This window comes from Rhodococcus sp. NS-SX18 (genome assembly GCF_057367935.1).
Genome location: NZ_CM170633.1, coordinates 4837785 through 4860334 on the forward strand (window position 1 = coordinate 4837785; position 22550 = coordinate 4860334).

Annotated in this window: 18 protein-coding genes; 15 read left to right on the top strand and 3 right to left on the bottom strand. The window is 69.3% G+C overall.

Translation table 11 applies throughout. The features are described from left to right. Positions 1–20 precede the first annotated feature (20 nt). Together AC2IPW_RS22140 and AC2IPW_RS22145 are read left to right on the top strand one after the other, a co-directional pair. The gene (locus tag AC2IPW_RS22140; RefSeq protein ID WP_486375698.1) at positions 21–2888 is read left to right on the top strand and encodes a molybdopterin-dependent oxidoreductase; all 2868 of its coding nucleotides are present in this window, start codon (positions 21–23) and stop codon (positions 2886–2888) included. Next, complete coding sequence (locus tag AC2IPW_RS22145) at positions 2885–4021, top strand: Mrp/NBP35 family ATP-binding protein (RefSeq protein WP_486375699.1); 1137 nt, start codon at positions 2885–2887, stop codon at positions 4019–4021. The genes AC2IPW_RS22140 and AC2IPW_RS22145 overlap by 4 nt, the downstream gene beginning before the upstream one ends. Positions 4022–4039: 18 nt before the next feature. On the opposite strand, the gene AC2IPW_RS22150 is transcribed toward AC2IPW_RS22145, so the two are convergent. After that, entirely contained in the window at positions 4040–4702 is a 663-nt protein-coding gene (locus tag AC2IPW_RS22150; RefSeq protein WP_416062003.1) for a chymotrypsin family serine protease, read from the bottom strand. Positions 4703–4746: 44 nt separating this feature from the next. Then, positions 4747–5517, bottom strand: coding sequence for a DUF6319 family protein (locus AC2IPW_RS22155; protein ID WP_003934870.1), 771 nt, complete (start codon positions 5515–5517; stop codon positions 4747–4749). A 141-nt stretch (positions 5518–5658) separates the two neighbouring features. Between AC2IPW_RS22155 and AC2IPW_RS22160 the strand changes: the two genes are divergently transcribed. The 10 genes from AC2IPW_RS22160 to AC2IPW_RS22205 all read left to right on the top strand — a co-directional run bounded on the left by AC2IPW_RS22160 (position 5659) and on the right by AC2IPW_RS22205 (position 17938). Then, positions 5659–6693, top strand: coding sequence for an adenylate/guanylate cyclase domain-containing protein (locus AC2IPW_RS22160; RefSeq protein ID WP_003934871.1), 1035 nt, complete (start codon positions 5659–5661; stop codon positions 6691–6693). Positions 6694–7349: 656 nt separating this feature from the next. Further along, the gene (locus tag AC2IPW_RS22165; RefSeq protein ID WP_486375700.1) at positions 7350–9020 is read left to right on the top strand and encodes a thiamine pyrophosphate-binding protein; all 1671 of its coding nucleotides are present in this window, start codon (positions 7350–7352) and stop codon (positions 9018–9020) included. Between the two features lie 16 nt (positions 9021–9036). After that, positions 9037–9693 carry a hypothetical protein gene (locus AC2IPW_RS22170; RefSeq protein ID WP_003934873.1) on the top strand — a complete coding sequence of 219 codons (657 nt, stop codon included), beginning with the start codon at positions 9037–9039 and terminating at the stop codon, positions 9691–9693. Between the two features lie 2 nt (positions 9694–9695). Continuing rightward, on the top strand, positions 9696–10751 hold the full coding sequence (locus AC2IPW_RS22175) for a 3-oxoacyl-[acyl-carrier-protein] synthase III C-terminal domain-containing protein (protein WP_054373761.1): 1056 nt from the start codon (positions 9696–9698) through the stop codon (positions 10749–10751). Between the two features lie 17 nt (positions 10752–10768). Continuing rightward, the gene (locus tag AC2IPW_RS22180; protein ID WP_054373798.1) at positions 10769–11776 is read left to right on the top strand and encodes a pyridoxal phosphate-dependent aminotransferase; all 1008 of its coding nucleotides are present in this window, start codon (positions 10769–10771) and stop codon (positions 11774–11776) included. A 9-nt stretch (positions 11777–11785) separates the two neighbouring features. After that, positions 11786–13192, top strand: a complete 1407-nt coding sequence (locus tag AC2IPW_RS22185; RefSeq protein ID WP_003934876.1) for a cytochrome P450 — start codon at positions 11786–11788, stop codon at positions 13190–13192. Continuing rightward, entirely contained in the window at positions 13186–15384 is a 2199-nt protein-coding gene (locus tag AC2IPW_RS22190) for an MMPL family transporter (RefSeq protein WP_486375701.1), read from the top strand. Before AC2IPW_RS22185 ends, AC2IPW_RS22190 begins: the two co-directional genes overlap by 7 nt. A 605-nt stretch (positions 15385–15989) precedes the next feature. After that, complete coding sequence (locus AC2IPW_RS22195) at positions 15990–16313, top strand: chorismate mutase (RefSeq protein WP_416062009.1); 324 nt, start codon at positions 15990–15992, stop codon at positions 16311–16313. Further along, a complete protein-coding gene (locus AC2IPW_RS22200) occupies positions 16310–16654 on the top strand; it encodes a hypothetical protein (protein WP_152975411.1) in 345 nt (114 codons plus the stop codon). The genes AC2IPW_RS22195 and AC2IPW_RS22200 overlap by 4 nt, the downstream gene beginning before the upstream one ends. 342 nt (positions 16655–16996) lie before the next feature. After that, positions 16997–17938 (top strand): AurF N-oxygenase family protein, encoded by a 942-nt coding sequence (locus AC2IPW_RS22205; protein WP_165037528.1) that lies wholly within the window; start codon positions 16997–16999, stop codon positions 17936–17938. A 75-nt stretch (positions 17939–18013) separates the two neighbouring features. Here the strand turns inward: AC2IPW_RS22205 and AC2IPW_RS22210 are convergent, their stop codons facing one another. Beyond that, the gene (locus tag AC2IPW_RS22210; RefSeq protein ID WP_416062011.1) at positions 18014–18940 is read right to left on the bottom strand and encodes a DUF5996 family protein; all 927 of its coding nucleotides are present in this window, start codon (positions 18938–18940) and stop codon (positions 18014–18016) included. Positions 18941–19116: 176 nt separating this feature from the next. Between AC2IPW_RS22210 and AC2IPW_RS22215 the strand changes: the two genes are divergently transcribed. From AC2IPW_RS22215 to AC2IPW_RS22225, 3 genes are all read left to right on the top strand, one after another. Further along, on the top strand, positions 19117–20229 hold the full coding sequence (locus AC2IPW_RS22215; protein WP_486375702.1) for a carboxylate-amine ligase: 1113 nt from the start codon (positions 19117–19119) through the stop codon (positions 20227–20229). A 175-nt stretch (positions 20230–20404) separates the two neighbouring features. Further along, positions 20405–20917, top strand: a complete 513-nt coding sequence (locus AC2IPW_RS22220; RefSeq protein WP_054373745.1) for an OsmC family protein — start codon at positions 20405–20407, stop codon at positions 20915–20917. Between the two features lie 276 nt (positions 20918–21193). Next, a complete protein-coding gene (locus AC2IPW_RS22225) occupies positions 21194–22516 on the top strand; it encodes a bifunctional o-acetylhomoserine/o-acetylserine sulfhydrylase (RefSeq protein WP_486375703.1) in 1323 nt (440 codons plus the stop codon). The last annotated feature ends 34 nt before the right edge of the window (positions 22517–22550 follow it).

The following is a 22550-nucleotide window of genomic DNA, read 5'->3' on the forward strand; positions in this document are numbered from 1 at the left end:
CCATCCGAAGGGAACCTGTGATGAATGCCGAGACGGAGCACACCGCGTCCGGGCCGGTACTGCCCGGACAGCGCACGCACGAGCGGCTGCGCAACTTCCCCCCGGTCGAGAACTGGGACCACCACGTCGAATACGACGCCAAGGCCCACCCGCGTAAGGTGCCGCACGAGTACATGCTGGTGCCCACCACATGCTTCAACTGCGAATCGGCGTGCGGCCTGCTCGCGTACGTGGACAAGTCCGACCTGTCCGTCAAGCGGCTGGAGGGGAACCCCGCCCATCCGGGCTCACGCGGACGCAACTGCGCTAAGGGACCCGCGACGATCAATCAGATCAAGGATCCCGAGCGCATCCTGTATCCACTCAAGCGCGTCGGTACGCGCGGCAGTGGGCAGTGGGAGCGCATCGGCTGGGACGAAGCCCTCGACGACATCGCCGCCCGAATCCGGGCGGCCATCGTCGAGGACCGCCGGAACGAGGTCGTCTACCACGTGGGCCGGCCCGGCGAGGACGGCTTCGCCGAGCGATTCCTGCTGGCGTGGGGGGTGGACGGACACAACAGCCACACCAACATCTGCTCCGCCGGCGCCCGGCTGGGCTACGCCCTGTGGGGCGGATACGACCGGCCCTCACCGGATTACGCCAACGCCAAGGTCATCCTGCTGATCTCGAGCCACCTCGAGACGGGACACTACTTCAACCCGCACGCACAGCGGATCATGGAAGGCAAGGTCCAGGGCGGCGCCAAGGTCGTCGTCCTCGATCCGCGACTGTCGAACACCGCATCCCACGCCGACCTGTGGATCGCCCCGTGGCCCGGCAGCGAGGCCGCGATCCTGCTGTCCGTCGCCTCGTACCTGCTCCGCACCGACCGCATCGACCGGGCATTCCTGCGACGCTGGGTGAACTGGCCCACCTACATGAAGCACCGCCACTCCGACCTGCCCGCCGACGACTTCGACGCGTTCGTCGGCGCGCTGACCGAGGACTACGCGGGATACACCTTCGCCTACGCCGCGCAGGAAGCGCAGGTTCCCGAGGAACAGATCGCCGAGCTCGCCCGGATCGTCGCCGCTGCCGGCTCGGCCCTGTCGGCGCACGTGTGGCGGGCGGCGACCGCCGGCAACCTCGGTGGGTGGCAGGTCTCGCGGGCCCTGTTCTTCCTCAATGTGCTCACCGGCAGTGTCGGCACCAAGGGTGGCACCAGCCCCAACGGCTGGGACAAGATCATCGCACACGGTCCGAACCCGCCCCAGGGACACGAGTCCTGGAACGAGTTGCTCTGGCCCGCCGAGTTCCCACTGTCGACCAACGAGATGTCGATCCTGCTGCCGCATCTGCTTCAGGACGGCCGCGGCACCCTGTCGGTGTACTTCTCGCGGGTCTACAACCCGGTGTGGACCAACCCCGACGGTTTCAGCTGGCTGGAGGCCCTGACCGACGAATCGCTCGTGGGGTGCCACGTCGCACTCACCCCCACCTGGTCCGAGACGGCAACCTTCGCCGACTACGTCCTGCCCATGGGGCACAGCACCGAGCGGCACGACACCCAGTCCTACGAGCAGTACGCCGGCAAGTGGCTCGGATTCCGCCAGCCCGTCACCCGGGTGGCGCTCGAGCGGATGGGCCGGAGCGTGTCCGACTCCCGCGAGTCCAATCCCGGAGAAGTGTGGGAGGAGAACGAGTTCTGGTTCGAGTTGTCCTGGCGCATCGACCCCGACGGCAGCCTCGGCATCCGCAAGTTCTTCGAATCCCCTTACCGGCCCGGAGAGAAGGTCACCGTGGACGAGTACTACCGGTGGGTGTTCGAGAACAGCGTGCCCGGCCTGCCGAAGGCCGCGGCCGACCAGGGGCTCACCCCATTGGAGTACATGCGCAGATACGGCGTGTTCGAGGTCGCCAAGGACACCTACCGGCTCGACGAGCGGCCACTGACAGCCGCCGAGACCGAGGGGGCGGCCCCGGACGAGCACGGGGTGCTACGCAAACCCGTCACCCTGGACTCGACCCCGCCGCTGGTCGGCGAGGCGGGTGCGGTCGGTGTCGTCCACGGGGACGGCAGCAGGACTGCCGGGTGGCTCACCCCATCCCGCAAACTCGAACTGTTCAGCGAGACCATGGTCGACTTCGGGTGGGAGGAGTACGCCACGCCCGGCTACATCGAGTCCCACGTCGGGCATCGCTCGATCGACCCGGCGAACAACGAGATCGTGCTCGTGCCGACGTTCCGGTTGCCCACCCTGGTCCACACCCGCTCCGCGAACGCGAAGTACCTCAACGAGATCAGCAACACGCACCCGCTGTGGACGAATCCCTCCGACGCTGCGCGCTTCGGCGTCGGCACGGGTGATCTCGTCCGGGTGAACACCGAGATCGGGTACTTCGTAGCCCGGGTGTGGGCCACCGAGTCGATCCGCCCCGGCGTCCTCGCACTCTCGCACCACATGGGCCGCTGGCGCACGTCCGAGAACGCCGGCTCACGGTGGGCCATGGGACTCGTCGATCTCGGCAACGACGGAAACGGGGTCTGGCGGTTGCGCTACAAGCAGGGTGTCCAGCCGTTCCGCAGCGACGACCCGGACAGCGAGCGGATCTACTGGGACGATCCCGGCGTGCATCAGAACCTCGCCTTCGCCGTGCACCCCGACCCGCTCTCGGGGATGCACTGCTGGCACCAGAAGGTGCGCGTGGAGAAGGCCCACGCCGACGACCGGTACGGCGACGTGGTGGTGGACACCCGGCGGTCCCGCGAGGTCTACCGCGCTTGGATGGCACACACCCGGCGCGGTCCGAGCCGGTCCGGGCTGCGCCGCCCGGAATTCCTGATGCGTCCGGTCAAACCCCGCCGGCGTGCCTTCCGCGCACCCGGTGCAGAGGAGGAGGCATGAGCCTGCTGTCGCGGAAGACGTATCGCCCGGCGGTCTCTGTGGCCGAGGTGCGTGCCGCACTTGCCCGGGTCGAGGATCCCGAGTTGCACCTGGGACTCGATCACGCGGGCATGCTCGACGAGGTGGTGATCGATCGTTCCGGACGCGTCCGGGTCACCGTCCGGCTCACTACGCCCTCATGTCCGCTGAAGGAGTCCCTCACCGCCGACGTCACCGCTGCCGCCGAGGCGGTTGCCGGCGTGACGGGCGTCGACGTCGTCTTCACGGCGATGAGTGAGTCCGAACGGAGGTGGCTCGCCGCCCTCCTGCGCGACGCGAGACCGCCGGACACTCACCCCTTCGGTCCCGGGTCCGCAACCCGGGTGTACGCGGTGGCTTCCGGGAAGGGCGGCGTCGGCAAGTCGACCCTCACGGCCAATCTCGCGGTGGCGCTGACCGAGCAGGGCAAGCGGGTCGGCATCCTCGACGCCGACGTCTGGGGCTACTCCATCCCGCACCTGTTCGGGGTGCGCCGTGCGCCGGTGGCCCTGCACGGAACGATGCTGCCGGTCGAAGCCTTCGGCGTCGCCCTGATGTCCGTGGGGTTCTTCGTCCGCGAGGACGAGCCGGTCGTCTGGCGCGGACCCATGCTGCACAAGGCGATCGAACAGTTTCTGCGCGATGTGCACTGGGGTGAGCTCGACGTCCTGCTCGTCGACCTGCCGCCGGGGACCGGAGACGTGGCACTCTCGCTGCTCGAACTCGTGCCGGACGCGGCACTCCTCGCCGTCACCACTCCCCAGCCGGCAGCCCGGACCGTTGCCGAACGGATGGGCCGCATGGCACGTGATCTTCGCATGCCGGTTGCCGGCGTCGTCGAGAACATGTCGTCGCTGGTGTGCTCGTCGTGCCACGCGAGTACACCGTTGTTCGGCGCCGGAGGGGGTGAGCACCTGGCCCGAGCCATCGGGGCGCCGCTCCTCGGGCAGGTGCCCCTCGACCTCGACCTGCGCACAGCGGGCGACAGTGGCGTCCCGGCCGTGGTCGCGGCACCCCACACCCGTTCCGTCTCGCAGATCCGGCAGATCGCCGCGGCCCTGCCGGCCCCGCGACGAAGCCTCGTCGGCCGGCCGCTGCCGCTGTCGGTGCCGTAGTCGGCCCGTGCCGGTATGTCAGATTGGCCGGTATCCCGCGCCGACCCCGCCGCGGGCGTCGACGTCCCCGAGGACAGTGACGAAGTTGGTGCCGACCTCCGGGCCGACGCACGGGGTGAGCAGGTACGCGTTGACCATGGCGACGAGGGTCGTGCCGACGACCAACGGCGCGCCGGAGTCGCCCTCGACGACGCACACCTGCGTCCAGGTCTCCTGGGAATTGAACACGTCACCCCAGACCACACCGCACGTGTTGCCGGTGGTGCGGCCCTCCTTGCAGGCCACGTTGGGGAACCCCACGGGGGTGCCGACGCCGGTGATGGTGACGTTGCCGACCCGGTTCACCGGTGCGACCCGACTACGGTCGAACTCGATGACCGAGTAGTCGAGCACCTCGTTGGTGCCGACGATCCGGCCGAGGACCCCGGCCCCGCGGTCCGTCTCGGACTTCACGGTCGTCCCGGGGCCGCCGCAGTGTCCGGCGGTGAAGCCGACGAGCCGGCCGGCCCGGTCGTTGCCGATCGTGGTGAGCGTGCAGTCGAACATGTCCTCGGAACCGTTGCCGAGCGTGATGCCCGAGCCACCCCCGAGCGGAACCGGCGGTGCCGCGACCGCGACCCCCGTTCCACCTGCCAGCAGTGCGACACCCGCGACGATCGCCATCGCAACGCGCTTGAACATGAGCCCTCCCGCCCGGCCGGTTCCGGCCGCATCAGCCGATCAGCCTACCCGGTCGAACCCGACCCCAGGCTCTCCAACGCCTTTCTGGCCGCCTCGAGTTCACGGCTGAGCTGCGCGACGCGTTCCTCCGCCGCCTGACGCGCCGCATCGATCACGGACCGGACCGCCTCGACGGCCGCCTCGTCGCCGAGTTCGAGCACGGCGCGCTCGACGGCGTCGGGGCTGACGGGATTGGCCTTGCTCAGACGTCGGGTGCCCTGCGCGACACCGACCGTCCACTCCTGGTCCGGATCGATCGTGATGGTGACGGTCACCCCCGGCTGCTTCTTGGCCCGGCGCGGCGCCGCCTTGGGCTTCGCGGTCGCGCCGGTCTGCGGTTCGGGTGCGGTTGGCGGCACGGCGGGGGTCTCCTTCGGGGCGGGCGTGGGTGCCGGGGACGACGAGCTCTTCGGGGCGGGACCGCGGGAGGTCCCCGATGCCGCGGGCTGCGCGGAGGTGCGCGGGGTGGAGCGCGCAGTGGTGGAGCGCGGGGCGGGTCGATCCGCGGTCTTGCGGGCCGGCTCCTTCGTCAGGCGCAGTTCCTCGGCCTCGAAGGGCAGTTCGTCGTCGACACCCTTGGGCCGGACGGTGACGGTGCGGCCCGCCACCGACACCGCCCGGGCCGAGGCGCCCGGCGCGATGCCCAGGCTCGGGATGCCCTCGATGAGATAGACGGTGGCACGGCGACCGTTCGCGATGGCGGCGGTCAGCTCGGCGAGCTGCTCGTCGGTGAGGTGATCCGGGCCGGTTGCGCCGGCTCGTCTGCGGGGCGGCATGCGCGTCCTTTCGTGCTGGGTGCAGGAGGCGCGATCACTGTCGCACACAGGTGCGACACTCTCGCGAATTCGTTGCGCACCCGAACCGTGGTGAGCAATGCTGGGTCGGCCGGTCACCTTCGGCGGCCGGGAAGGAGCGACGTGAGCGCGTCGGAGCAACCGGAGCTCGGGAACGAGCTCCTGCAGGCCGTGCAGGCCGAACTCGAGCGGACCCTGCTCGGTGGCGAACGCCGCTACACCCAGAAGGAGAGCGCCGCCCTGGCCGGGGTGGACTACGAACGCGCCCAACGACTCTGGCAGGCGCTGGGGTTCACCGTGGATCCGGACCCGGACGCGCGGACGTTCACGGACGGTGACGTCGCGGCTCTGCGCAACATCGACGCCATCGTGGGCAGCGGCGCCCTGCACCCCGACCTCGAGCTCGCGGCTGCGCGGTCGCTGGGGCAGTCCATGTCCCGGCTGGCCGAGTGGGAGGTGACGTTGATGAACACCCACATCCTGGACCGGCTCGAGACCGAGTACACCGGAGCCTCCCCGTCCGAGGAGGAGATCCGGTCGTTCGTCGACGGACTGCTGCAACAGGTCCTGCCGCTCACCGAGAACCTGCAGCTGTACGTGTGGCGACGGCACCTGGTCGCGACGACCGGACGCAACGTGGTGCGGGCCGGGGGCGAGTCGGCGGGCCGGGTGCTGGTCGTCGGCTTCGCCGACATGGTGGGGTACACCCGCCTGACCCGCCGGATCGACGCCGACGAACTCAACGATCTGCTCGAGGACTTCGAGTCGACCGCGACGGGCATCGTGACCCAAGGTGGGGGCTGGGTGATCAAGACCGTGGGCGACGAGGTGATGTTCGCCGCAGAAGACCCGGTGGACGCGGCACGGATCGCGCTCGCGCTGCAGGAGTCGTCGAGCTCGCGGCCCGACGCCCCGGAACTGCGGGTGGGCATGGCGCAGGGCCCGGTCCTGGCCCGGTTCGGGGACATGTTCGGCTCGGCGGTCAACATCGCGGCACGATTGACCGGCGCCGCGCGACCGGGGACGGTGCTGATCGACTCGACCCTGGCCGGCGTGCTCGAGGGCGACGAGCACTTCCGGTTGCGCCCCCTGCGCGCGCTGCGGGTCAAGGATTTCCACCGGTTGCGCCCCTCGGTGCTGCGGCCGGCTCAGGACTGAGACGCCGGCACCGGGGCAGTCGGAGAACGTCGACTGTCCTGTCGCGCGCTCCGGCGGCGCCACGGGTGGCACCCGATTGCGTACCAGTGGCGCGGCTGCCGATCAGCGGCGCCGGGACTTGCGTGCAGCGGTGCTGCGCCGGCCCGAAGTCCGGGGTCACCGTCCCGGGGCGTGTCACGCGTCGGCGCTCCCTGCGGTGGCGAATGACGGCCACTCCCGGTCGTCCCGAACGGGATCGAGTCGCCCCCGGCACAGCCCCGCTCGGAATCCGAACTGAGCGACTCCGGCACTGGTCCGGCCACCCTCGACTCAGCACACCCGGACATGGGGAATGCGGTGGGCCCCCCTTCTCCGGTCCGGCCGCCACCGGCACGGTTCGTCCCGACCTACCCGCAACCCCTCCCCCTCGGGGTAGTGATTTGCACCCTGGGGTTCCTACTGCAGGTAGCGGCTCCGGCCGATCGTGGTAGGCGATCAGCTGCACACCGACGACGCGTGACGACGGAGGAATTTCGGGTAGGTCCGGAGACTCGGGGCCTGCCCTCCCGCCCACCCCGGGTCGCCCCGGCACACCCGCGGTGGTGACCGAGCCGACCAGCGACAACCGCAGGGAGCGGCAAGCACCCGAGGGACCGGAGTCCCGGAAAGAGCACACGATGGTAGCGAGCGATCGAAGTCATGGACGCGAACAGCGCCGAGTCGTCGATTACCTGGTCGAGGCCGTGGCCGCGCTGGGCGTGCGGAACATCTTCGGGGTGGACGGCGCCAACATCGAGGACCTCTACGATGCGGTCTTCGATGCCGACGTGGACGTCACCGGAGTGGTGGCCAAGCACGAGTTCTCCGCGGCCACCATGGCCGACGGGTACGCCCGCTCGACGAGCGGGCTCGGCGTCGTCGCCGCAACGTCGGGCGGTGGCGCGATGAACCTGGTCGCCGGGCTGGCCGAGTCCTACACCTCGCGGGTGCCGGTGCTGGCCTTGGTCGGCCAGCCACCGACCGCGTCGGAGGGCGAGGGGGCATTCCAGGATTCCAGCGGCCGAGCGGGTTCGATCGACGCGGCGCGGTTGTTCTTCGAGATCTCCCGCTACTGCGCACGGATCGACCAGCCCGAGGACATCGCCGAGCACCTGAAGCGAGCGGTGTCCTCGGCGCTGCAGGGCGGTCCGGCGGTGTTGCTGCTGCCCAAAGACATTCAGCAAGCATCCGTGACGGTGTCCCGGTTCACCCCGCCGACACCCCAGGTGGTTCACGATCACGTCGGGCTGGCCCGGATCGCCGAGATGGTCGCCGCGGCCCAACGAACAGGCAAGATCGTGCTCGTCGTCGGTGACCAGGTTGCGCGCAACGACGCCCGTGCGCAGGTGCGAGAATTGGCCGTCGCGTTGGATGCGGCGGTCGGAGTCGCACCGGATGCGAAGGACTGCTACGCCACCGACGAGCACGGATTCTGCGGGGTCGCGGGCACGATGGGCCACGCCGAACTCGTCGACGCCGTGGAGCATTCGGCGTTGTGCCTGTTGGTGGGCACCCGGATGCCGATGACCGCGCGGGCCGGACTCGACGGTGCGCTCGCCGGGGTGCCGGTGGCCAGCATCGGTGCCGAACCACCCTATCCGCCCACAGTGCACGCGGTGAGCAGGGACCTCCGGTCGACACTGGCCGAGCTCGCGGCAATGTTCGAGGCCGACGACGAACCGGAACCGGTAGGCCCGCAGGCCCTGACGACGCTGGAGGTGCCGGACTCCTCGGGACCGGGGCTGCGCTACCGCGAGGCAGTGGAGGCGATCGCGGCGATGCTGCCGGCGGGATCGGACGTGTTCGCCGACGCCGGGAACACGGGCGCATCCGTGGTGCATCATCTGTCGGTGCCGCGGGGCGGGCGGTTCGTGGTCGCCCTCGGGATGGGTGGCATGGGCTACAGTTTCGGCGCGGGGATCGGTTCGGCGTTCGCGCGGAACAGAAGGACGTTCGTCATCGCCGGTGACGGCGCGTTCTTCATGCACGGCCTGGAGATGCACACCGCGATCGAGCACGACCTGCCGGTGACTTTCATCGTGTTCAACAACAACGCGCACGCCATGTGCGTGACCCGCGAGCAACTGTTCTACCGCGACCGATACAGCTTCAACCGCTTCCGGCCGACTCTGCTCGGCGAGGGCATCGCGGCGATGTTCCCGACGCTGCCGGCATTCGCCGCCCGAAGTGTCAGCGAACTGACCGACGCGCTGGCACACAGTGCACACGCCGAAGGCCCGTCCTTCATTGCGGTGGACTGCGATCCCGACGAGATACCACCGTTCCTGCCGTTCCTGACCCGACCTTGATTCCAGGAGACAAGTCATGACCATCAGCCTTCCCGCCCTGAGCGACATCGCCGAGGATTCGATCCCCGGTGTGCTGCGGATCGAGAATTCCGACAAGGATGCCACCACACCGATCATCATGGACATGCTGCGGTCGGTGTACCCCCACGAGCAGGTGTTCGGCCAGTTCTGTCCGATCAACGCCTACATCGCGGCACCGCCGCGTGAGGTGTACGAGTACCTGGCGGACACCCGATGCCTGGAGGAGTGGACCTACAGCCTGCGCGGGTTCACCGAGACCGACGAGCCCGGGCTGTGGCTCTCTTACGACCGGCTCGGCGACCAGACGAAATGCTTTGTCCGCACCGTCGCGAACCCCGACGCGATGACGGTGGATTACCACTGCGCCTGGGACCAGGGCCGACACCTGTGGATGATCTATCTGATGCGGGTGGTCGACGCGGAAGTGGTGCTGAACACCCCCGGATCGGTGGTGCTGTGGACCAACTGCCACCACCCGTTCTACGACGAGAACCCCTACCCGGAGACGGCGCCGGCGAACCGCCCGGTGTGGGTCGGCGACTTCTGGGACATGTTCTCCGCCGGACATCAGTTGGAAATGGACAACCTCAAGGCCATCTGCGAGTACCGCGCCGCACACGGTCTACCGATCAAGCCGGAGTGGATGAAATGAGCATGACAGCGCACGCGCCGACGACAGCGTCCCTGCCTGCGGTCAGCCTGATCGACGTTGCCGGCTATCTACCGGAGAACCGAGTTCCCACCGAGTATTTCACCCAGTTCTCACGTTCGGACCGGATGGCGAAGAACGTCATGTTCCGCGCACCGAGGTATCGGCACCACGTGGCCCGTGACGAGACCGCGGTGGACATGGTGGAGCGGGCGGTCGCGCCGCTGATCGACAGGCACGGCCCGGACACAATTTCCAACGTGGATGTGCTGCTCACCCACACCCAACTGCCCGACAACCCGGTGCTCGGCTGCGGCCCGGAGGTCGCCCGACGGTTGGGGCTGCGCCCGGACTGGGTGATCGACGTGCACAACGGCGGCTGCGCGTCGTTCGTGCACATGATGGCACTCGCGCGGACCATCCTGCGCAGCACCGACGCGACCACGGCATTGATCGCCACGGTTCAGAACAGTGCGGGACAGGTCTTCACCCAGACCGAGATCCGCGGGCTGGCGCACGCTTCGGTCCCCGGCGACGGCTGCGGGGTCGGCCTGCTGACCAAATCCGACGACGCGCCGATCCTGGGCATCGACTGCCGCACCTACCCGGAGTTCGGTGGGGACATGACCTTCGAAACAGTCCCGGTCTCCGACCGCAAGTACTGGGAATCGGGACCCGGCCAGGTGTGCGTGGGATTCACCGAGTCCAAGATCACCAAGGTGTTCGCCCGCGGCAACCGGCTGGTTCCGGAGGTGTCGCTGGCGGTGTGCGATCGGATCGGGGTGCAGTCCGGCGAGATCGACACCTTCGTCACCAACCAACCCAATCGGCTGTTCCTGCGGAACTGGCGCGAGGCCATGCAGCTGCCCCCGGAAAAGCACCCGGACACCTTCGACGAGTGCGGAAACCTGTTCGGCGCCGGGATCCCGGTGACGCTGGACACCGCCAATCGGGAGGGGCGCATCGGCAACGGATCGTTGGTGCTGCTGGCCGGATTCGCCCACGCCGGCGACTTCGCCGGTGCCGCCGCCGTCCGATGGGGAGCGGGGCCGACACCATGACCGGCAAGACCACAGAGATGACGACACCAGTGGCGGGTGGCGGGAGTCGACCGGCACGCCACTTCGAGCTCGGGCTGAGCGAAAACCCGTTCCCCCCATTACCGTCCGTGCTGGCGGCGCTGCACGAACAGATGGCCCAGGCCAATCGGTATCCGGAGTTCCTGCCACAGCGGCTACCGCAGATCATCGCCGAACGACTCGGCGTGGATCCGCCGCAGGTGGTGGTCGGCGCGGGCGCCACCGGGGTCGCGATGCAGATCATGCAGGCCGTGCTGGGCGACGGCGAAACCATGGCGTTCGCGACGCCCACGTTCGACGGCTACCCGATCATGGCCGACATGATGGGAATCGAGGCGGTGACGGTGCCGCTGGACCGGGCGGGGCGGCAGGATCTGGGCGCCCTGAGCGAGATCGTCGACGACCGGACCGGGCTGGTAGTGGTGTGCCGCCCGCACAACCCGACCGGCACTCTGGTCTCCGCGGTCGACCTGGAGGTGTTCCTCGCCTCGATCCCACCGCGGGTGGTGGTGATCCTCGACGAGGCCTACGTCGAGTTCGTCGACGACGCCGATGCGGTCGACGTGCTCGGCCTCGTTCGTCGCTACCCCAATGTGCTCGTGTTACGGACGTTTTCGAAGGCGTTCGGACTGGCCGGGCTGCGCATCGGGTACGCCTTCGGGGGACGCGAGTTGGCGGCACGGGTGCGACGCTGGCAGCTACCGTTCGGAATGAGCTGTGCGGCGGTGGCGGCGGTCACCGCCTCCTACGCGGCAGAGGACGAACTGCGAGCCCGGGTCACGCGGATCACCGCCGAGCGCGAGCTGCTGCGGGACGCGTTGCGGCAGAACGGGGTGCAGGTGCCCCGCAGCCACGCCAATTTCCTCTTCCTGGGCGGGCCGCGCACCGCACCGGCGCTGCAGCGAGCCGGCATCGTGGCCAAGTCCTACGCCGACGGCAGTGCCCGCATCGCGGTGGGCGACCGCGCTGCCGGCCGCGCGGTGCTGCGGACACTGCGAAAGCTGTGAGGTCTGCGTATGTCCACGATGCGGCCGCGCGCTGCGCGGATCCGTGCGGCCGGACGCGGAGCCGTTCGCACCGTCACCGCCGGCGCCGATCCCGATCGATACTTCCGGTGGCGGCGGGACCGTGACGGCGACCCGTTCGAGGTCCGGTTTCCCGGCTTTGCACCGATCCTGTTCACCGGCCATCCCGAGGGTGCCCGCGACATCTTCCGTGCGCCCGTCGATCTGGTGGAACCCCCGACACCGAATCCGATTGCGCCGATGGTCGGGGATTCGTCGCTGATTCTGATATCCGGAGAGCGGCACCGCCGGGAACGGAAATTGCTGACCCCGCCGTTGCACGGGGAACGGATGCGGGCGTACGGCGAGATCATCCGCGATTCGACGCTGGACGAGATCGCCGACTGGACTCCGGGACGCACCGTCGACTCGCGGGCTGCCCTGCGGGCCATCACCCTGCGCGTGATCCTGGAGGCAGTGTTCGGGCTCTCCGACGCCGACAGGTCGGCCGCATACACGCGGGTGGTCGCCGACTTCCTCGCCGCCTATACCGGTCCGCTGATGCTGGTTCCGCTGCTGCGCCACGGCATGTTCGGACGCGCCCCCTGGGACCGGTTCGTCCGCGCCCGCGACGAGTTCGATGCGCTGCTGACCGAAGACATCGCGCGCCGGCGCGCCGGACCCGAGGACGGCCGGCCGGACATCCTGAGCATGTTGCTCACCGCCACCTACGACGACGGGTCGCGGATGGACGATGCCGAACTGCGCGAGGAACTGCGCACATTGCTGGTCGCCGGCCACGAGACCACCGCGACCTCGGTGTGCTGGGCGTTGTTCCATCTGCACCGCCACCCCGACGTCCGCGCGCGGGTGATGGCCGAGGTGCGGAACCTGGGCTCGACGGCCACACCCGAGCAACTCGCGCGATTGCCGTACCTCACCGCGGTGTGCAACGAGACGCTGCGGTTGCATCCGCCGGTGCCGATCGTGCTGCGTCGGCTGACCGGGCCGCTGCACGTGCGTGGCGTCCCGGTAGCCCCGGGCGCGACGGTCGGTATCGCCTTGCCGCTTCTGCATTCGCATCCGGGCGTCTGGGAGCGGCCCGACCGGTTCGATCCCGGGCGCTTCGTCGGACGGCGTTACAGCCCGTTCGAGTTCGCACCGTTCGGCGGGGCGCATCGACGGTGCATCGGGTCCGCCCTTGCGGATTACGAGATGCCGATCGTGCTGGCGACCATCCTGTCGCGGGTCCGGCTGGCCCTGCCGGAACGGGACCGACGCCGTCGACCGCCGGTGTCGGTCCCGCACAACATCGCCACCGGACCGCGCCGGCCGATCATGCTCGACGTGTTGGGCCCGCGGCATGCGCAGGACCGTTCGGTCCGACGACCGGTCCCCCGTGGTACGGCGCCATGCTGACACAGCTCGCTACCCGCATCGTCGACCATCCGCGCCGAGTTCTCGCCATCGCACTGACGTTCATGGTGCTCGCCGGTGTACTCGGCACGGGGGTCTCCGCCGAACTGAAGGTCGGCGGTTTCAACGACCCCGACTCGGAATCATCCCTGGCCGAAAGCTTCCTCGACGAGCGCTTCGGCGGCTCGACACCGAACCTGATACTTCAGGTCACCGCCCGCTCCGGCGACGTGAACAATCCTGAGGTGATGGTGGCGGCGCAGCGGCTCGAGCGGCGGATCGCGGCGGAGCCGGAAGTGACCGTGGTCGGCTCCTACTGGACGACGCAGCTGCCGGATCTGCGCAGCGCCGACAGCCGGTCGGCGCTGGTGCTGCTGCACGTCGGCGGCAGCGCGGAACAGGCTGCACGGCACACCACGGCGATCCTCGCGGCGCTGCCCGCCGAGGACCCGGCGGTGCGGGTGGCGGCCGGTGGCAGGCTGGGGCTGACCGACGCCCTCGAGACCCAGGTGGCACAGGACCTGAAGTTGGCCGAATCGATCGCGCTGCCTGCGACGCTGCTGTTGCTGATCGTCGCGTTCGGCAGCGTGGTGGCGGCGCTGCTGCCGCTGAGCCTGGGCGTGGTTTCGATTCTGGCGACGATGCTGGTGCTGTTCGTGCTGGCCAAGATCACCGACGTGTCCGTCTACGCCCTGACTGTGGCCACGGCGTTCGGACTCGGCCTGGCTATCGACTTCGGGTTGCTGCTGGTGTCTCGGTTCCGTGAGGAGCGGGCCGCTGGAAAACTGCCGCGGGAAGCGGTGATCGAGTCGGTTGCGACGGCCGGCCGCACCATCTTGTTCAGCGCGGCCACCGTGACGGTGGCGATGGGTGGAATGCTCGTGTTCCCCCTCTACTTCCTGCGGTCGGTCGGGCTCGCGGCGATGGTGGTGGTGGGGACGGCGGCGGTGAGCGCGGTGGTGGTGCTGCCGGCGATCCTGGCATTGCTCGGTGGGCGAATCGACTCGTTGACGGTGCGGCGCCGCCGCGACCGTCTGGCGACGGATTCGCCGTTCTGGCGTCGCACCGCGGCGGCAGTGATGCGCCGACCGGTACGGGCCGCACTGCCGGTGCTGGTGCTGTTGCTGTTGCTGGGCACCCCAGCCCTGCATGCGCAGTTCGCAACCCCGGACGCGCGGGCCCTGCCGGCGGATTCGCCCGCGCGTGAGGTCACTACCGCGATCCGGGACGACTACGCCGCCGACAGCTCGGACGCGGCGACCGTGGTAGCGCGCGACGACGCGGCGGCGCTCGAGCGAGTGGCCCGCGAGGTGTCCGCGCTCGACGAGGTGGCTCGGGTGGACGGTGCCTTCGGCCGCTACCGACACGGGATGCCGGTGGCCGGTCCGGGCCCGCACAGCGCGCGCTTCACCGCCGGCGACGCGGGGTACATCCTGGTCGAACCGACGGCGGAGGCACACTCGGAATCGGCCCAGGACCTGGTGCGCCGGATCCGGACGCTGCCGACGGTGACCGAGAACCACTTCGCCGTCGGTGGTCCGACGGCGACGCTGATCGACAGCAATTCCGCAATCACCGCGCGGCTGCCGTTGGCGCTGACACTGCTGGCCGCGTCGACCTTCGTGCTGTTGTTCCTGTTCACCGGCAGCGTGATCGTGCCGATCAAGGCGTTGCTGCTCAACGTGTGCGTGCTCGTCGCGGTGACCGGGGTGATGGTGTTGTTGTTCCAGGACGGGCACCTGACCGCGATCACCGGCGTGACACCCGCACCACTGACCATCGGCATGGTGGTGCTGGTGTGCTGCATCGCATTCAGTCTGTCGGTGGACTACGAGATCTTCCTGCTGAGCCGGATCAAGGAGGCGCGCGACGGTGGGGCGAGCCTCACCGAGGCGACCATCGACGGCCTGGGTCGCGTCGGGCGGATCGTGAGCAGCGCCGCCGCCCTGCTCTCCGTGACCTTGCTGTCCTTCTCGACCGGGCTGTCGTTCCTGCAGATGTTCGGGATCGGCACAGCTCTCGCCGTGTTGATCGACGCCACCCTCGTGCGCGGTGTGCTGGTGCCGGCATTCATGCAAGTGGCCGGCGAATACAACTGGTGGGCACCGGGACCGCTGCGCCGGCTACATGCGCGGATCGGGCTGGGCGAGTCCCTGCGGGAATCGGCTCTCGCTGGGCCGCGGTCAGTGCGCTGACCGTGCGCGTCGACGGCGGGCGTGGAAGAGCCACCGGCAGGGACCGCCCAGTCGCAGTGCCGAACAGCGTCGCCCTTACTACCGTGACCGAGAACGCGCCTCGCGCCGTGGTGGCCGCCCCGAGCCGATCCATCCCGCCGTGCTCGACCCGCCGGTGCCCACACCCGCGCCGGTGTGCCGCGTGTCGACAACGCCTTCTCCTTCCCCGACCTGGGGTCGGCGGTGTAGCCCGGCCCGGCGAGGCCGTCATGAGCGAGGGCGCCGCGATCGCCGATGCCACGGATGCCTCACCCGCCCCACCTCGACAGGTTCCACGCGGCAGCATGCACTCGCCCGGTCCGCGACCACCGGCACGGTTCGTCCCGACCCACCCGCAAGCACCCCCCGGGGGGTGGGAATTGGCACCCTGGGGTGCCTACCGCAGGTAGCGGCCCCGGCAGATTGTGGTAGGCGATCAGCTGCGCAGTCGACGGAGCTCGATGATGCAGAAGATTCCGGTGAGCCCGGCGCTTGCGTGGCTGACCCAGCCCCCACACAGGGTCTCGACTGCGCGGTGTACCACCGAAACCCCGGGCTCGATACCCGATTGTCGCCAGGAGCCGAAGATGAATCCGCTTGCATCCCTCGAATCGAACAACCGATCGATCACGATCGAGTTCGGCGAGCTGCACCACGAAATCGACAACATCGACGCCGAAATCCTCGCGGCGATCGTGCGGCGCACGGAACTTGCTCGGAGGGTTGCCGCAGCCGAGCGAGTCTGCGGCAGCACCGGCACCCGGTACAAACGCGACCTCGCGGTGATCCACCGCTTCGGAGCGCTCGGGAAGCAAGGCCACTTGCTCGGCGGTCTGCTGATCCGGCTGGCACATTCCACAACCACTGCTGAACCTGCCCCCCAGATCCGACCAGAGGAGGGTTTCTCATGAGAAACCTCCGACTCGGAAACACCCGAGGTGCCGGGCCGGTAGCTGCGGCGGCAGCGCTCATGCTGCTGGCCGTCGGCCCGGCGTCCGCGACTCCGCCGGTCGCCACACCCGAGCCCGGCGGGATCATCCGCATGGACCTGGCCCCGGGAGAAACGTGGGAGTGCGAGGGGTGGAGTCTCGAGCCGCCGTACCTACAGGTGATACCGGACTTCTACAAGTTCGAGACCGGACCGAACCCGATGTTCTTCCGATACACCCCCGGCACCCGAGTGTTCATCCAGTGCATCGGCACGGGTGCGCCGTACTACTACGTCGGCCCCGTGGTGACCGCCATCCCGTAGAGCGCGCCGGGCACTGTCGACCTCGCTGAAAGCGGCTCGTTCCGACCGGATCGTGCCGGTCACGAGCTGTCCCGGACCCGGCAAGCAGTGCGATCACCTCGGACCCGCTCGCTGCCGCGGTCGTCGCCGAGGCCGCCGGTCCACGCGGACCCGAGTTCGAGGCGGTTGCTCGCGGTGCATTCCTGCACGGAATGCAGCAGGTGAGCTGGGCGCGCGGGGTGGTGGTGCCGGCCGGAGCGGTGTGGTGTGCATGGCGGGCGGCCACGACCTGTTGTGCGTCGACGGCTGTCGCGGTAACCTCGGATTAACAGTTACCAGTCGTCACACTAAAAAGGTGGAGACATGACCGCATCGCTCACCCGCCCGTCGGAAGCCGAGAGCAAGGGCTTCGTCCCCGGCGTCCCGCTGTCCGAGCGCGAGGAGACGGCGCAGCGCCTGCTCGCCTCGTCGGCCCGCAAGTCCTACGACCCGACGGTGGAGGTCGACTGGGAGGCCCCCGTCCCCACCGACAAGTACGGCATGACCCCCGAGTGGAGCACGCTGTACGGCACCGCGCTGTGGGACGAGATGACCGAGGAACAGCGCATCGAACTGACCAAGCACGAGGCCGCGAGCGTCTCGAGCGTGGGCTTGTGGTTCGAGATCCTGCTCATGCAGATGCTGCTGCGCGACGTCTACAACCGTGACAAGCACTCCCGCCACGTCCAGTTCGCCCTCACCGAGGTCGCCGACGAGTGCCGCCACTCCGTCATGTTCGGCCGGGCCGGGGAACGCCTCGGCATGCCGGACTACGGCCCGGCCCGCTACATCCACCGCCTCGGCCGGGTGTGGGGCGGATTCTTCCGCGGGGCCAACGCCTACGCGAGCGTCATGGCCGCGGAGGAGATCCTGGACATGATGCAGCGCGACTTCATGCGCGACGAACGCGTCCAGCCGGTCACCCGCACGGTCAGCAAGATCCACGTCCTCGAAGAGGCCCGGCACATCCGGTTCGCCCGCGAGGAGGTCGCCCGCCGGCTGGCCGGGGCGAGCCGCGCCCGCCTGCAGTTCGAGCGGATCAACACCGCGGTGACCGTGTACTTCGTGGTCAAGAGCATGATCCATCCCGACGTGTACAGCAACGCGGGACTCGACCGCGACCGCGCACTCGCCGAGGCCGCGAACAACACCCACTACCACGACCGTGTGCGCAAGTCCGGCGCCAAGCTCATGACGTTCCTCGACAGCGTCGGCCTGATCGGTGGACCGTCGAAGATTCTCTACAAGAAAGTCCACCTGCTCTGAGTCGTCACGTCCGAGGTCGCGCGAGGTCGAGGGGTCTCGCGCGACCTGGTCGTTCGGGGTCCCCGGTACGCACCCTCATCCGGTCGGCCGCTCGAGATCGTCTCGCTCCCAGCGGCCGAGATCGGCGGCCGCCTCGTAGGTGCTGCGCAGGAACCGCAGTAGTTCCGCATCGGGGTCGGCCGCGGTGCGCACCGCCTCGTACGGCAGCAGGAACTCCCCCAGCTCGGCGGAGTAGTACGCGGCGTCCGGACGCACCGGATGCTCGGCGAAACCCTCCGGCGCCGGATAGGCATAGGAATAGAAGGCGCCTTCGTCCGCGCCCCCGGGCCAGAATCCGCAGCTGCTGAGTTCGTGCGAATAGGCCTCGGTCATCACCCAGTCGGCGCAGTTGGGGATGCCTCCGGGGTGGGGCGGCGCGGTTCGCCCGGAGAAGCGCGTGCAGGCGAGATCCATCGCGCCCCAGAAGAAGTGCACCGGACTGACCTTGCCGAGGAATTCCCCTCGGAATCTGTGCAGGACGCGATCGGCCGCGAGCAGTTGCCGCCAGAAGAGGTGGGCCGCATCGGGGTCGTACGTGTTGTGCTCGTTGTCCTGCGCGAACGGGATCGCCGGATCCACCTCGTTGGGGGTGCCCTGGATCCGGGTGGGGATGCCCAGCTCGTCGAGGGCGCCGAGAACGCGTCCGTGGAAGTCCGCCACCGACTGCGCAGCGAGCGGGACGGAGCGGCTGCCGCCGTCGCTCGAGCGGATACGCAGGAGGTGCTCGCAGAAGTCGAACTCGAGGTCGAACGCGTTGTGCCGGTAGGGGATCGACGAGGTGCCCAGCCCACGAGGCGTGACGTACAGCGTCGCCTGCCACCAGTGGTTGACCATCGGCGCGTGGGCGAGCCGGATCTTGCCGACGATCTGCAACCACATGTGCAGGGTGTCCCGAGTCGCGGCCCAGTCGGCCGTGCGCAATCGCGGCCACGACCCTCCGGGAACCGATGTCGATTCGTTCACCACGCCTCCTCGGTTCGGAAATCGACCCTACTCGGCCGGACCGCCCGCCGGGCCTCGTCCACGGAATCTTGTCGCCGGCGCACCGATCCGGCAAGCCGGATGCGCGCAAATGCTGCAGCACCGTCACTGGCGGCGCAGAATTCAGGTAGGAACCGCGAGCCCTGCCCGGGAGCACCATGTCCACATCGTCCGACCTGCCCACGGTGGGGGTCGAGGAGGAATTCCTCCTCGTCGACGCGGAAACCGGAGAACCCGCCGTCAACAACTCCGACGTCGTCGAGCAGGCCCGCGTCCTCGGAGTGGAACTGCAGTACGAACTCGACCGGTGCCAGGTCGAGACGGCGTCGGGGGTCTGCCACGACGCCCACGAACTGCACGCCGACCTGTCCACCCGGCGGTCCCTCGTCGCCGAGGCCGCCCGCCGCTGCGGCTCCCGGCTGGTGGCGGTGGGTGTCCCGGTCGTCGGGTCCCGCGAGCTTCCGGTCACGGAGAAGCCGCGGTACCTGCGGATGGAACGTCACTTCGGCATGCTGGCCCGCGAACAGGGCATCTGCGGCTGCCATGTGCACGTGGCCGTGCCGGACCGAGCCACCGCCGTGCAGGTGAGCAATCACCTCCGGCCGTGGCTGCCCGCCCTGCTGTCACTGTCGGCCAACTCCCCGATCCACCGGGGAGTGGACACCGGGTACGCGAGCTGGCGCTCGATCCTGTGGTCGCGCTGGCCGAGTGCCGGTCCGCCACCGTACTTCTCGTCGGTGGAGGAGTACGACAACACCGTCGCCGCCATGCTGGAGTGCGGCAGCATCCTCGACAAGGCGATGGTCTACTGGGACGTCCGTCCGTCGGCCAATTTCCCTACCGTCGAGGTGCGGGTGTGCGACGTCCCCGTGACCGTCGCCGAGACGGTCCTCGTCGCTGTCCTCGTTCGCGCCCTGGTGCTCACCGCTCTGCGCGATCTCGATGCCGGCCGCACCGCCGTGGCCTTCTCCTCCGAAGTACTGCGGGCCGCGTACTGGCGCGCGGCCCGCGACGGCCTGCCCGGCGACGGCATCGACCTGCCCTCGACCGCCCGCCGCCCGGCGGTACACCTGCTCCGGGCGATGATCGAGCACGTCCGGCCGGCCCTCGAGGATCTCGGCAGCTACCAGCAGGCGCGCGAGGGTCTGCACGCCGTACTCGGCTGCGGCAACGGGTCCGTCCGGCAGCGACGGGTGTTCTCGACCGGCGGCACCGCCCGGGACGTGGTCGCCCAGCTCGCCGAGCTCACGTCCGCAGGGTGCACACACTGAGCCGCGGAACACACGCACTTATCCCTAGCTTTACGGTCTGGAATTGGTTACCGTCTGCGCCGTGCTCCTGCTGACCCGTCGCCGACACATCGACTTCGCCCGCACGGCGACGTCCACATGTCCGTGCCCGTAGGCCGGTCCCTTCCCCCGAACCGACTGTCGAGGAATCACATTCATGAGCACTGCCCCATCCACCGACCTGCGCGCGGTCGTAGACACGAACCGTGACGCCATCGCCGAGGACCACACCAGGGCCCACGCCGTCTTCCGAGCCGAAGCGCACGGGCACGACGCCGTCGCCAGCACCGTCGCCCTCGGCAGGTTCAGCGTGGAGGTCGACGAACCGCCGGCTCTCGGCGGGGAGAACACCGCGCCGAACCCCGTCGAGTACTACTTGGCCTCGCTGCTGTCCTGCCAGGTCGTGACCTACCGCGTCTGGGCGGACAAACTCGGGATCAGCGTCGACGACATCTCTGCGCGCGCCGAGGGCGACCTGGACGTGCGCGGGTTCTTCGGCTTCGACGACGTCCGCCCCGGATTCGGAGAGGTGCGGGTCGCCGTCACTCTGTCCGGACCGGAGCCGCGCGAACGCTACCTCGAACTGCAGGAAGCGGTGGACGCCCACTGCCCCGTCCTCGATCTGACCCGCAATCCCACCCCGGTGCGGACCGTCGTCGAGATCGCATGAATTCCGGGGAGCGCTGGTCGGCACCTCGCACAGCAGATAGTGTCGGGCGCGTGAGCCGGACACTGATACAGGCAATGCCGGGGCCCTCCGCCCGCTGCCACGCCGTGCGCATGTGTATGCGCGGGTGTCCGGCCGTCTGACCGGCCGCACCCGATCCTCGCCCGTACCGGGCATCCCGATCGCGCAACCGACGTGACGTCCCCGTGTCTCGTCCCGTGCGGGAACCGTCACGTCACCCCGAGACGATTGTCGAACGAACAACGGAGCAGCAACCCCATGAGCGAAACCCCCATCGATCCCGCAGCTTCCTGGAGCTTCGAGACCAAGCAGATCCACGCGGGACAGCCCGCCGGCGGCGACACCCGCGCCCGCGCCCTGCCGATCTACCAGACCACCAGCTACACCTTCGACAACACCGACCACGCCGCCGCCCTGTTCGGCCTGACCGAACCCGGCAACATCTACACCCGCATCATGAACCCCACCCAGGACGCGGTCGAACAACGCATCGCCGCCCTCGAAGGCGGGGTCGCCGCCCTGCTCCTCGCCTCCGGCCAGGCCGCCGAAACCTACGCCCTCCTCAACCTCGCCGCCGCCGGCGACCACATCGTCGCCAGCCCCTACCTCTACGGCGGCACCTACAACCTGCTGCACTACACCCTGCCCCGCCTCGGCATCGAGGTCACCTTCGTCGACGACCCCGACGACCTCGACCAGTGGCGCGCCGCGATCCGCCCCACCACCCGCGCCCTCTACGGCGAAACCATCGCCAACCCCAAGAACCACCTGCTCGACATCCCCGGCATCGCCGCCGTCGCCCACGCCCACCACCTGCCGCTGATCGTCGACAACACCGTCGCCACCCCCTACCTGATCCGCCCCCTCGAACACGGCGCCGACATCGTCGTGCACTCGGCCACCAAATACCTCGGCGGCCACGGCACCGCCATCGCCGGGGTCCTCGTCGACGGCGGCACCTTCGACTGGACCGGCACCGGCCCCGACGGCGCCCCCCGCCACCCCCAGTTCACCACCCCCGACCCCAGCTACCACGGCGTGGTCTACGCCGACCTCGGCGCCCCCGCCTACGCCCTCAAGGCCCGCGTGCAACTGCTGCGCGACCTCGGCGCCGCGGTCTCCCCGTTCAACGCCTTCCTCATCGCCCAGGGCCTCGAGACCCTGAGCCTGCGCATGGAACGCCACGTCGCCAACGCCGAGCGCGTCGCCGAATTCCTCGACCGCCGCCCCGAGGTCACCGCCGTCGCCTACGCCGGCCTGCCCTCCTCGCCCTGGCACGACCGCGCCCGGCACCTCGCCCCCCGCGGCGCCGGCGCCATCGTCACCTTCGAACTCGCCGGCGGCATCGACGCCGGCAAGCAGTTCGTCAACGCGCTGACCCTGCACAGCCACGTCGCCAACATCGGCGACGTGCGCTCGCTGGTCATCCACCCCGCCTCCACCACCCACTCCCAACTCACCGCCGCCGAACAACTCGCCGCCGGCGTCACCCCCGGCCAGGTCCGCCTCGCCGTCGGCATCGAGAACATCGACGACATCCTCACCGACCTCACCACCGGCCTCGAGGCCGCCGGCGCCTGATCCGGTCCCACGCACGCGGTCCCGCCCCGGATAC